The organism is Lentzea miocenica, assembly GCF_033949945.1.
GTDB lineage: Bacteria > Actinomycetota > Actinomycetes > Mycobacteriales > Pseudonocardiaceae > Lentzea > Lentzea miocenica.
The window spans coordinates 102,719-114,295 of sequence record NZ_JAXAVW010000041.1 but is presented as its reverse complement, the minus strand read 5'-3'; the positions used below and the strand labels follow the sequence as shown (position 1 = coordinate 114,295).

The 11,577-nt window shown below is 68.5% G+C and carries 11 protein-coding genes and 2 tRNA genes; 4 read left to right on the top strand and 9 right to left on the bottom strand.

The window, feature by feature from the left end; genetic code table 11:
* Positions 1 to 119: 119 nt before the first annotated feature.
* Positions 120 to 590: a nitroreductase/quinone reductase family protein gene (locus tag SK803_RS38705; protein WP_319971169.1), complete on the bottom strand. Its 471-nt coding sequence runs from the start codon at positions 588 to 590 to the stop codon at positions 120 to 122.
* Here SK803_RS38705 and SK803_RS38700 point away from each other — a divergent pair.
* The 4 genes from SK803_RS38700 (at position 589) to SK803_RS38685 (ending at position 5,512) form a co-directional block, all read left to right on the top strand.
* Positions 589 to 1,548: a lycopene cyclase family protein gene (locus SK803_RS38700; RefSeq protein WP_319971168.1), complete on the top strand. Its 960-nt coding sequence runs from the start codon at positions 589 to 591 to the stop codon at positions 1,546 to 1,548. The genes SK803_RS38705 and SK803_RS38700 overlap by 2 nt on opposite strands.
* A 186-nt stretch (positions 1,549 to 1,734) precedes the next feature.
* Complete coding sequence (locus SK803_RS38695; protein ID WP_319971167.1) at positions 1,735 to 3,411, top strand: GGDEF domain-containing protein; 1,677 nt, start codon at positions 1,735 to 1,737, stop codon at positions 3,409 to 3,411.
* Between the two features lie 82 nt (positions 3,412 to 3,493).
* The gene (locus tag SK803_RS38690; RefSeq protein ID WP_319971166.1) at positions 3,494 to 4,630 is read left to right on the top strand and encodes a carboxylate-amine ligase; all 1,137 of its coding nucleotides are present in this window, start codon (positions 3,494 to 3,496) and stop codon (positions 4,628 to 4,630) included.
* An 81-nt stretch (positions 4,631 to 4,711) separates the two neighbouring features.
* Positions 4,712 to 5,512 (top strand): SAM-dependent methyltransferase, encoded by an 801-nt coding sequence (locus tag SK803_RS38685; RefSeq protein ID WP_319971165.1) that lies wholly within the window; start codon positions 4,712 to 4,714, stop codon positions 5,510 to 5,512.
* Here the strand turns inward: SK803_RS38685 and SK803_RS38680 are convergent.
* The 8 genes from SK803_RS38680 to SK803_RS38645 all read right to left on the bottom strand — a co-directional run bounded on the left by SK803_RS38680 (position 5,509) and on the right by SK803_RS38645 (position 11,568).
* Positions 5,509 to 6,339, bottom strand: a complete 831-nt coding sequence (locus SK803_RS38680; RefSeq protein ID WP_319971164.1) for a UbiA prenyltransferase family protein — start codon at positions 6,337 to 6,339, stop codon at positions 5,509 to 5,511. The genes SK803_RS38685 and SK803_RS38680 overlap by 4 nt on opposite strands.
* Complete coding sequence (locus SK803_RS38675; RefSeq protein WP_319971163.1) at positions 6,327 to 7,427, bottom strand: cytochrome P450; 1,101 nt, start codon at positions 7,425 to 7,427, stop codon at positions 6,327 to 6,329. Before SK803_RS38675 ends, SK803_RS38680 begins: the two co-directional genes overlap by 13 nt.
* On the bottom strand, positions 7,424 to 8,701 hold the full coding sequence (locus SK803_RS38670) for a prenyltransferase/squalene oxidase repeat-containing protein (protein ID WP_319971162.1): 1,278 nt from the start codon (positions 8,699 to 8,701) through the stop codon (positions 7,424 to 7,426). Before SK803_RS38670 ends, SK803_RS38675 begins: the two co-directional genes overlap by 4 nt.
* 124 nt (positions 8,702 to 8,825) lie before the next feature.
* A tRNA-Ile gene (locus tag SK803_RS38665) sits at positions 8,826 to 8,903 on the bottom strand.
* A gap of 87 nt (positions 8,904 to 8,990) precedes the next feature.
* Positions 8,991 to 9,063, bottom strand: a tRNA-Leu gene (locus SK803_RS38660).
* A 396-nt stretch (positions 9,064 to 9,459) separates the two neighbouring features.
* A complete protein-coding gene (locus SK803_RS38655; protein ID WP_319971175.1) occupies positions 9,460 to 9,810 on the bottom strand; it encodes a metal-sulfur cluster assembly factor in 351 nt (116 codons plus the stop codon).
* Positions 9,811 to 9,848: 38 nt separating this feature from the next.
* Positions 9,849 to 10,289: a Fe-S cluster assembly sulfur transfer protein SufU gene (gene sufU / locus SK803_RS38650; protein WP_319971161.1), complete on the bottom strand. Its 441-nt coding sequence runs from the start codon at positions 10,287 to 10,289 to the stop codon at positions 9,849 to 9,851.
* A gap of 1 nt (position 10,290) precedes the next feature.
* Positions 10,291 to 11,568 (bottom strand): cysteine desulfurase, encoded by a 1,278-nt coding sequence (locus SK803_RS38645; protein WP_319971160.1) that lies wholly within the window; start codon positions 11,566 to 11,568, stop codon positions 10,291 to 10,293.
* Positions 11,569 to 11,577: the final 9 nt, after the last annotated feature.

Genomic DNA, 11,577 nt, shown 5'->3' with positions numbered 1-11,577 from the left:
TAGAGGCTCTTTGTCTTCCGGCTTTTCGTCCCGCTCCGTTCCGGTGTTTCCCGGCCCGTTCTGCGCTGACTTGGAGAAGATTACACAGGCCTGTTTCGATCTCCAAATCGGGGGGTCACCTAAGCACCAGTACCACCGCTGACCTGCACGTTCTCCACCCGGAAGACCGGATGGCGGTCCGCCTCCGCTTCGAACGCCGAGACCGGGTCGCCGACGCGTGCGTCGAAGAAAGGCCTAGTCACGGGCTCCTTGCGCACATAAGCGGCCAGCACTGGTGCCGCAACGGCCGCGGAAACCTCCACCAAACGCACTTGACGTGACCTACGTCCCCTTCGCACGACGGCGAAGTCAGCAGCGCGTGCGTTGTGCACCCAGTCGCGAACTCCGTACGGCGCGACGAACCACTCCTGCCCGTCATGGCGCATCAGCCGGATGGGGATCGTCCGCTCGACACCACTGCGCCGCCCACGGATGGACAGCAACACGTAGTAGGAGGGACCGACACCGAGCTTCACAACGCCACCGATCACGACGTTGCCGACACGGCGGATGAGGGTCGAGCGGAAGGTCTTGGCCACAACGTCAATCATGGACCTCATGTTCGACGTGCTCGTGATCGGTGGCGGCCCAGCCGGCCGCGCCCTGGCTCGCGCCTGCGCACAGGAAGGCCTCCACACGGCGATCGTCGACCGTCACCCGCACCGCACCTGGACGGCCACATACGGCGCGTGGGCCGACGAGCTCCCACCACACACACCGGTAGCCGCCACAAGCACAGTGGTTCGCGCCTACGCGCGCGAGGAGCACCTCATCCCCCGCACCTACGTCGTCCTCGACAACGCACGCCTCCACGAACTGCCGCACGACGTGACAGTGCTCCAACGACCAACAGAGGCGCGCTACACGTTCAACGCCACCGGTGCACGCAAGGGCCGTGCCGAACAAACGGCCGTGGGCACGGTCATCGAGTCCGGCTGCACCGAGACCACGCTGATGGACTGGCGCAACGGCGACACGTTCCTCTACAAGGTCCCGCTCGGCGACAACAAGTTCCTGGTCGAGGCGACGTGCCTGGCCAGACGCCCAGGCATGCCGCTCAGCGAACTCCGCGCGAGGCTCCACACCCACCTCGAACCTGGCACACGAGAAGAGCGCGTCCGCTTCCCCCTCGACGCACCACGAGCGAAGGACCGGGCGTTCGGCGCGGCAGCGGGCTTCATCCACCCGGCCACCGGCTACAGCGTCGCCACCTCGCTGGTCCTCGCCCCGGAGGTCGCCAGCGCCGTCAAGGCAGGCGAGGACCCGGAGCACGTCATCTGGTCCCGCAACGCTCGCATCGTGCACGCCCTGCGGCGGCGAGGCCTGGAAGCGCTGCTTCGGATGAACGCCGACGAGACAAGGGACTTCTTCGAGCTCTTCTTCCAGCTCGACGTGGAGCTGCAGCGCGCCTACCTCTCGGGCCGTGAGGACGTGGGAGGCACCGTCGCGGCCATGACAGCGTTGTTCCGGCGGGCGCCTTGGCGGCTACGCGTCACGCTCATGCGTTAAAAGGTTTCCGCGAAACCGACCTACCAGCCGAACGGCGTATTCGTATTCCAGGCCGGCCGGAGCGAAACTCCCAGCGTGAGCACGGGATCACCGAGCGCAGCCGTGCCATGGCGGATCGTCGCCAACCTCGTGAACAGCTGGTTAACCCTATTGGTGCGAGTCGTTCGCACCGGCACGATTTGAGATGTGCCCGCATTGCTGGATGACGTCAGGTTCGCCTTCCAGCCGCTGTTCAACCTGAACACCGGGGGCGTCGTGGCGGTGGAGGCTCTGGCCCGGCCGCACGACGGCAGCGTGCAGGATCTGCTTCAGGCCGCCTTCCGGGCCGGTCTGCTGACCAATGCCGACGTCGGACTCGCTTGCCGTGCCGTTCGGTCCGCAGCCGATTTCGACCTCATGTTGCCGTTGCACGTGAACCTGCTCGCTATCACGGTGGCGGACAAGCCCGAGATCATGAGCCCGTTGTACGGCGCGCTCCGGGATGCCGGGCGGTCGCCCGACAGCATCGTCATCGAGGTGGGCGAGCCGTATTCGCGGGCCAACCGCGCGAGGCTCGCGCGGGGGATGCAGACGTTGCGGAACAACGGTTTCCGCATCGCGCTCGACTGCGTGGGCGAGGGCGACGTGCCGCTCGGGATGCTCACGAGCGCTTCGCCGGACTACATCAAGCTCGATCGCGAGATCGTCCGGACGTTGCCCGGTGACGCCGCGCGGGGTGCGTTGGTGAAGTCGTTGGTGCACCTGGGCGAGTACACGGGCAGTCAGGTCGTGGCCGAGGGGGTGGAGACCGAGGCGGAGCTGACGTACCTGCGCAAGCTCGGGGTGGGGCACGCGCAGGGCAACATGCTCGCGCCTCCGCAGCGGCGGCCGGCGGTGAACGCCCGCATCGCGCCCGAGGCGGTCACGGAGACCGGGGAGATCCGGCGCACCAACACCGGTCCGCGGATCACGGCGTTCCTGCACCCCGCCACGACGCTGCCGGAACACGCCACCAGCGAGGAGGTGCGTGAGGTTCTGGCGTCGCAGCCGTCGGTCACGGGTGTCGTGCTCGTGGACGACGAGGGGCGGCCGAAGTGGTCGGTGGACCGCAACCGGTTCCTGCTCGCGGTCACCGGGCCGTACGGGCATGCCCTGCACGCCAAGCGTGAGGCGGCGCGGCTTGCCGACAAGCCGCACGTCATCGGCACTGAGTCGTCCGCGCTCGATTTGCTGGACGTGGTGGCGCACGCGAACCGTGAGCGCACCAACGACGACCTCATCGTCGTGGACCACAACGAGCGGTGCATGGGTGTTGTGCGCGTTGCGGACGTTGTGCGCGGTGTCGCCGAGCTGAAGGTGGAGCAGGCGGCCGCGCTGAGCCCGCTCACGCGCCTGCCGGGCAGCGACGCGATCGCCAAGGAGGTCGAGCGGCGCATCGAGGTCCACGAGATCTTCGCGGTGTCGTGGCTGGACGTCGACAGCTTCAAGCTCGTGAACGACTCGGTCGGGTTCGCGGCCGGCGACGACCTGATCCGTGAGATCGGGCACGACCTGGCGGACCTCGCGCACGCGTTTCCCGGGGTGCAGGTCGGGCACGTCGGTGGCGACGACTTCCTGATTCTCGCCGGGCTCGACGAGACGGTGCCGTTGTCCGCCCGTTTGCTGGACAAGTCGTACACGGCCGAGGGACGACACGTCACCCTCTCTCTTGCGACCCTTATCTGTGCTCCGGGGTCAGTGGGGTCGTATCGCGAGGTGTCGCGGTTGCTGGCACCAGTCAAGGAACACGCGAAGTCGCTCGCCGGGTCCAGCTGGGTCATGGGCCGGCCGGGCAGCGACCGACGCGATGTGCTGCGTGGTGTCGCGCAACGCGCGGTGAGTTGACAAGTACAACCGAACGCCTCCTGTGCGACGGCCTGATCACTCATAGCATCGAGGTCGCTACTCAGCGCACAGGAGGTTCGGCGTGCACGTTGGCAGCAGAACTCAAGCGGTACCCGCGCAACGCACGAGCATCGACGGCCTCCTCACCGTTGGGGTGGAAGAAGAATTCGTTCTCGTTGAAGCGTCCACCGGCCATTTGGCCAATCGCGCCAAGGAAGTGCTCGCCGGAGCGGACCGGTACGAGGTCGACCTGCAGCCGGAAATCGCGCAGTATCAGGTGGAATCGGCCAGCGGCATCTGCACGGACATGACCGCGTTGCGCGACGAACTCGCCGCCGCGCGCCGGGCGTTGATCGAACGGGCAGCGCGCCACGACGCCAGGCTCGCCGCGACCGGGACGCCGGTGCTGGGCCTGACGATGCCCACGCCGTTGACGAACTCCCCGCGTTACCACCGGATGGCGCAGGAGATGGGCGCGCTCACCAACGATCTCGCGATCTGCGGTTGCCACGTGCACATCGGGCTGCCTGACGACGAGTCGAAGATCTTCGTGAGCAACCACCTGCGGCCGTGGCTGCCGACGATTCTGGCAATGGGCGCGAACTCGCCGTACTGGCTCGACGGCGACACCGGGTACGCGAGCTGGCGCTACGTCGTCTGGAACCGCTGGCCCACTTCGGGAGCGCCGCCGCACTTCGACTCCGCGGCCGAGTACTACTCGGCACGGGAGGAGATCGTCGCGAGCGGCGCGGCGATGGACGCCGGGATGCTCTACTGGGACATCCGGCTCTCCGCCAACCACCCCACGCTCGAACTGCGGGTGTCCGACGTCGCGCCGACGGTCGAGGAAGCCGTGCTGATGGCCGCGCTGGTGCGGGCGATCGCCGCCACCGCGCTGAGTTCCGGTGCCACGCCGGTGAAAGTCCCGCCGCACCTGCTGAAGGTCGCGATGTGGCGTGCCGCGCGCGACGGCCTGGCGGGGTTCGGCATCGACCCGGTCACCGGCGCGCCGACGCCCGCGTCCACGATCGCCGCGTCGTTGCTGCGCTGGGTGCGGCCGATGCTGGAGTTCGCCGGCGACTACGAGATGGTGACCGACGGCATCGACCGGTTGCTGCTCGACGGAACGGGCGCGGCGAGGCAGCGCAGGGCGTTCGCGCGGCGGGGCCGGTTGGACGACGTCGTCGGATTCCTGGTCGCGCAGACCGCGCCGGCCTGAAAGCCGGGCCGGTTCACTCGATCAGGTAGATCTCGGGCCGGCTTGGTGTGCCTCCAAGGCCGGATCCGGTAGGTAGTCCCCGTGGCCACCCCCATCTGGGCACCGGGAGTGAACGGTCCGGACAAACCCAACACCGCACGGGTCAGGGACTACTGGCTCGGCGGCACCCGCAACACGGAGGCCGACCAGGAACTGGCGGCGCACCTCGTGTCCGCGGCTCCGCACCTGCCGTACCTGTGCCGCACGCACCGCGCGTTCCTCGGCAGGGTCGTCAGAAGGCTGACCGCGCTGGGGATCCGCCAGTTCATCGACCTCGGCTCCGGCCTGCCCACCGCGGGCAACGTGCACCTCGTCGCGCCGGACGCACGCGTGGTGTACGTGGAGATCGACCCCGCGGTGGCGAGCGAGGGCCGCGAGGTCGTCGCGGGCGACCCGCACGTCTCGTACCTGTGCGCGGATCTCAGCCAGCCGGAGAAGGTGCTGGAGTCGCAGGAGGTCCGCACGACGCTGGACCTGTCCGAGCCGGTCGCCGTGCTGGTGCTGGACGTGCTGCACTTCGTCCCGGACAGCGCCGAGCCGTACAAGGTGCTGGCCCAGTACATGGACGCGCTGGCGCCCGGCAGCTACCTCGGGCTCTCGCACACGTGCCGGGACCCGTTCATGCTGGCCGCCGTGGGGCTTTTCGGCGCGATGTACGAAGACCAGCCGTTGCCCGCCTTCACGTTCCGGTACCCGGAGCAGGTCGTGCAGTTCTTCGACGGCATGGAGATCCTCGCGCCGGGCGTGGTGCCGATTCCGTTGTGGGAACCGGATCCCGACGAGGTGCGGGACCGCAATCCGGAGAACTTCCAGGGATGCGGCGGCCTGGCCCGCAAGGTCTAGGCGAGCAGGGGGATCGCGGCCAGCACGATCGTCGACACCACGGCCATCGACATGCCGTAACGCAGCTGCTGCCTGGCCGTCGGCAGGTCGCGCGCGAGCAGGAACGCCGAGCACGCCGCGACACCGACGGCCGCCCACAACGGCCCGAACCTGAACCACAACCCACCGCCGACCAGCAGCAGCCCGCCCACGGTCAGCTGTGTGGTCGCGTTGACCGCATGTCTTGTGCCGTACACGACAGCGGGCGTCCTGGACCCGACGCGGGCATCCCCCACGCGATCCGGCACCGCCCACCAGAGGGCCCGGCCGGTCGCGAGAGCGGCGACACCGGAGAAGACGAGCCACACCGCCGGGTCCGCCTGTCCCCCGGCCGCCGAGTAGGCGGTGATGCTCGGCAACAGCCCGGCGGCGATCGCCAGCACCACCGGGCCGGAATAGCCACGCCGTTTCAGCCTGATCGGCTCGAGGTTGTACGCCAGGTACAGCACCAGGATCAGCCCGACGCCGATCGCGACCCGCCACGACACCGCGATCGCCAGCGCCTCGGCGAAGATCATCTCGAAGATCGCCAGCGCGAGGACCCTGTTCGCGCCGATCTCCCGCACCGCCTGTGCCAGATGGCGTTTCTCCGCGGTGTGGATGTCGTTGCGGAGGTCGGCGTAGGCGTTGAGCGGGTTGCCGGAGATGATCGCGACGAAGTTCGCGAGCACCGCGATCACCACGGCGAGGTCGAATCTCGTCGCGTAGCAGGCACCCCAGGCGGCGCAGCACGCGTAGTGCACGCCGAAGGGGTGTTCCAGTCGGTGGAGGTAGGTCAACGCCGGCAAGTGGCCACCATCGCGAGGCTCGGCGGCGGCGCCATCGCGGCGCCCCGCAGCTGGGGTGAGCGGGGGTCGGGGATGCTGAGCCGGATCCGCCGGTGCCGCAGCAGAGCCGTCACGATCGTGCGGATCTCCAGCAGCGCCAGGTCCTTGCCTGGGCAGTGCCGCACTCCCCCGCCGAACGGGAAGAACGCGCCGGGCGGCGGTGGTGTCCTGGCCGGGTCGAAGACGTGCGGGTGCTCGTAGGTCGCGGCGCGGCGGTGGGCCAGGTAGATGCTCGGGGTGAGCACCATGCCGTCCGCGCTCATCCGGTTCCCGGCGAGCGTCGCGGGCGGGGACAGCCGCAGCGACTCCATGATCGTGGCATCGAGCAGGTCCCCGTCGTCGAGCACCCGCTCGGCCAGGCCCGGTGTCCGCTCGATCCAGAACACGGTCCACGCAGTTGCCGACGCTGTTGTCTCGTGGCCGGCGAACAGCAGTGAGACGACCTGGTCGCGCAGGTCCTCTGGTGGCAGGCAGGCGGCCAGCGCGGGTGGCTCGGCGGTGCTGGCGCGGTGCAGGAGCTTCCGGTCGAGTTCCGGGTCGAACCTGGTGGTGCCGGGCGTCAGGTAGCGGTGCGCGAGGGTGCGGACGCGGCTGCCGAGGCGGCGGTCGAGCCAGCGGGTGAACGCGGCGAGCAGCTCGTCGTCGTCCACTCCGAAGACGATGCGGCCGGTGATCTTCAGCGTGACCTCGCGGGTCCACGCCGCCAGACCGACCGGATCGCCGGGCAGTTCGGCGATGGCGCGTTCGACCAGTTCCTCGATCAACGCCTGATATCTGTTGCCGCGCAACATGGGTGCGAGCGTGCGGCGGTACGCGGTGTGCTCGGCGCCGTCGAGCCACAGCACCGAACGGTTGCCCAGCAACGCGCTCAGCGTGCGGCTCGGCGGGTGCCGCAGGTGGCGGTCGTTGCGGAACAACGCGGCCATCACGTCCGGGTGCCAGACGAGCCAGCGCCGGTCCCGCAGCTTGACCAGGCCGTCCTCGACGTTCTCCACCGAGTCGAGAAACGGGATCAGTCGCAGCGCGAACCTCAGCTCGGTGCGGTTCATCGGCACACCGCGCACGCGAGGTGCAGCGCCGCCAGGCCTTCCGCCTGCACGATTCGCGTTGGGGTGTAAAGGTCTTTGTCGTGCCACAGCGGCGGGTGCGGGCGGTCTCCCCAGTCCTGCACGAACTTCGCGCCGCGGCCCATGGCCTCGCTGACGTCCTGTCGTGACCACGACAGTATTCGGATGGCGTAGGCCGTTTCCTCGTACGTGCCTTCCCACCGGCCCCACGAGCCGTCGCGGCGCTGCGTCGCCAGCACCCAGTCCGCCGCCTTTTCGTTGCCGCGCAGGGCGTTCGTCACGCACGCGGTCGCGTAGTAGGGCGACGCGTGCCACTTGTCGAGCCAGTAGCCACCGCGTTGCTGCATGTCGCGCAACCACTCCTCGAGCTGCCGGTCGTGGCCGAGCGCCTGCAACGCGTGGGCGTTCGTGCTGGTCGACGGCGTGCGCTCGTTCGGGAAACAGGCGAAGTGGCGGGCTTCCCGGTAGCGGTCGAGGACTTCGGTGGGACGGGGACTGTCGCACAACGCGAGCGCGTGCAGCGCGGTGGCGGTGTCGTCGGCGTCGGCGGGGAGTCCTGGTCCGCCGGCCGCGCCGGCCTCGGTGAACGCGGCCTGGAGCCGACCGGCCATCGGGTCGGGGACGTCGAGGCCGGCGGACTTCAGGGCGACGATGATCCAGGACCGTTCGAACAGCGGGACCGGCACACCCGCGGGGACCGGGCCGCCGTGCCGGTGCTGGACGGCCTCCAGGTAGTCGAGGCTGTCGCCTGGTCTGGGGCCTCGCAGCTGGACGGCGGTCGCGGCAGGGCTCGCGGCGACGATGCCGCCGACCGCTCTGACCTCGGGACGCGGGCCGAAGATCTCCAGGGTGTGCCAGAGCTTCTCCGGCAACGGACGGTGTCTCAGGACGTGCAACGGGCGTGGGTCCAGTGGCGTGCGCAGGCCGAGTCTCTCCGCGAGCGCGGGCACGATGAGCTCGACCGCGACCGTGTCCGGCAGCTTCAGCGGACGGCTGAGCAGCTTGCGGAGCGCTTGCAGGCCTCTGCGCGCTGCCGGGTGCCGTCCGAGCGCGTCGACCGCGCTGAGCGTGGGGACCAGCGCGTATTCGCCGGGTCCGCCCCACGTGCCGTCCGGGTGCTGGGCGTCGAGGAGGTAGCGGACTCTGGCGTGGTGGCCCTTCAGCCAGGGTGCGAGCGCGACGAGTCGGCCGGTCTCGTACACGGACGGTGAAACGCCGCTCAAGGGATCGTCTGCCAGTTGCGCTAACAGGCTCATCGCGGCCCCCGGAGATAGCAACTGCGTAACCCTACGACCACAGAGAGTAGCACTCTGGGCCATCCGGCCAGCAAGGGTTTAGGCCGTTCAGCGGACCACCCTGCCGGGTGGTTTAGCCGTGGTTTGGTCGTCCCGCCAGGATTTGAACCTGGGACCTACCGCGTATCAGACGGACGCTCTCACCGGACTGAGCTACGGGACGGATGGAAGACGAGGGTGTCGAACCCTCCAGGACGATCTTGCAAGGATCATCTGCGCGCCGGCGCGTCCCCCTGATTCAGTTGTGGCGTGCCCCCACCAGGATTCGAACCTGGACTGGACGCGTTCTGAGCGCGTTGCCTCTCCCGTTGGGCTACGAGGGCGAGCGATCGTTTGTTCAGTTGGGTCGCACCGACGGAAGGAGTCGAACCCTCGGGAAACTGTTTTGGAGGCAGTTCCGCTTCCAAAGCTCGCCGGTATTCTGGGTAGCACAAAAAGAAAACCGCCCAGGTTTCCCGTGGGCGGCTCCGAGGTCATGACCTGGGGATCAGGTCATGGCGTGGAGCCCCACGCCACCGCCAGCAGCACGCCGGCGACGAGGGCGAGAATTCGCCATCCCGCAAGCTCCGCGTTGGCAAGCATGTCTTCCTCCGGTTGATCTCTTGTTGTCGTGATGGGATCAAGTTAGGCGAGGGGCGCGCGGGCCCGCAACGCATTTATTGAACCAAAGAAAACGGCGCGCACCCAGTGGGATGCGCGCCGTTCCAATGCTTGAGAACTCAGACGGTGAAGCCCAACGCGCGCAGCTGCTCGCGGCCGTCGTCGGTGATCTTCTCCGGGCCCCACGGCGGCATCCACACCCAGTTGATGCGGAAGTCCGCCACGAGGCCGCCACTCCCGCCGCCGGTGAGGGCCGCGCGGGTCTGGTCCTCGATGACGTCGGTCAGCGGGCAGGCCGCCGAGGTGAGCGTCATGTCGATGGTGGCGACGTTCTTCTCGTCGACGTGGATGTCGTAGACGAGGCCGAGGTCGACGACGTTGATGCCGAGTTCCGGGTCGACGACGTCGCGCATCGCCTCTTCCAGGTCGTCCAGCGCCGCCACGTCCGCCTTGGGCTCGAAGACGGGCATGCCTTCGGCGCCGCGAACCACTTCTTCCGACTCCGTGCTCATGCTGCTCCCTGGCTCCGTGCTACTGCGTCTTTGAAGGCCATCCAGCCCAGCAGCGCGCACTTCACGCGTGCCGGGTACTTCGCCACGCCCGCGAAGGCGATGCCGTCTTCGAGGACGTCCTCGTCGGGCTCGACCTGGCCGCGGCCCTGCATGAGCTCGACGAACGCGTCCAGCTTCTTGAACGCCTCACCCACCGGTTTCCCCACGACGAGGTCGGTCAACACCGAGGTGCTGGCCTGGCTGATCGAGCAGCCCTGGCCGTCGTACGAGACGTCCTTGACGACGTCGTCGACCACGTGGACCCGCAGCGTCACCTCGTCGCCGCAGGTCGGGTTGACCTGGAACGACTCGGCGTCGAACGGGTCGCGCAGGCCTCGGCCGTGCGGGTTCTTGTAGTGGTCCAGGATGATCTCCTGGTACATCTGCTGGAGCTGCATCTCAGGCCACCCCGAAGAACTTCTGCGCCTCGCGGACGCCGTCGACCAGTGCGTCGACCTCGTCCAGCGTGTTGTACAGGTAGAACGATGCGCGCACCGACGACTGGGCGTTCAGGCAGCGGTGCAGCGGCCACGCGCAGTGGTGACCCACGCGGACGGCGATGCCCAGGCTGTCGAGCACCTGGCCGGCGTCGTGCGGGTGGACGCCCTCGATCTCGAACGGCACGGCGCCGCCTCGATCGACCGCGTCCTGCGGCCCGAGCAGGCGAACACCGGGGATCGCGGACAATCCCTCCAGCGCCGCAACGGTCAGCGCGTGCTCGTGGGCGTTGATCCGCTCCATGCCGACGACGCTCAGGTAGTCCACCGCGGCACCCAGACCCACGGCCTGGGACGTCATCGGCGAACCGGCCTCGAAGCGCTGCGGCGGTGGCGCGAACGTCGAGCCCTCCATCTTCACCAGCTCGATCATCGAGCCACCGGTGATGAAGGGAGGCAACGCCTCCAGCAGTTCACGACGTCCATAAAGGACACCGATGCCGGACGGGCCGAGCATCTTGTGGCCGGAGAACGACGCGAAGTCGACACCCAGCCTGTGGAAGTCGACCGGGCTGTGCGGAACGGACTGGCACGCGTCCAGCACGGTCAGCGCGCCGACCTTCCGCGCGGACGCGACGAGCACCGAGACCGGGTTGATCACGCCGGTCACGTTCGACTGGTGCGTGAACGCCACGACCTTGGTGCGCGGCGTGATCACGCTGTCCACATCGGACAGGTCGAGACGGCCGTCTGCGGTGAGCTTGAACCACTTCAGCGTCGCGCCGGTGCGGGCGGCGAGCTGCTGCCACGGCACGAGGTTCGCGTGGTGCTCCATCTCGGTCACGACGATCTCGTCGCCGGGACCGACCACGAAGCGCGCGGCCTCGGGGCCGGAAGTGGCGGCGTTGCCCATCGCGTACGCCACGAGGTTGAAGCCCTCGGTGGCGTTCTTGGTGAACACCAGCTCGCCGAAGTCGGCGCCGACGAAGTCCGCGATGCGCTGACGCGCACCCTCGTACGCGTCGGTCGCTTCCTCCGCGAGCTGGTGGGCACCCCTGTGCACAGCGGCGTTGTGCTGCTGCAGGAAAGCTTTTTCCGCGTCCAGAACCTGCGTCGGGCGTTGCGAGGTGGCGCCGGAGTCCAGGTAGACCAGGCGCTTCCCGTCACGAACGGTGCGAGACAGGATGGGGAAGTCCGCTCGGAGAGCGGTTACGTCCAATGGTGCTGCGGTGGTGGTCACAGCGCCTCC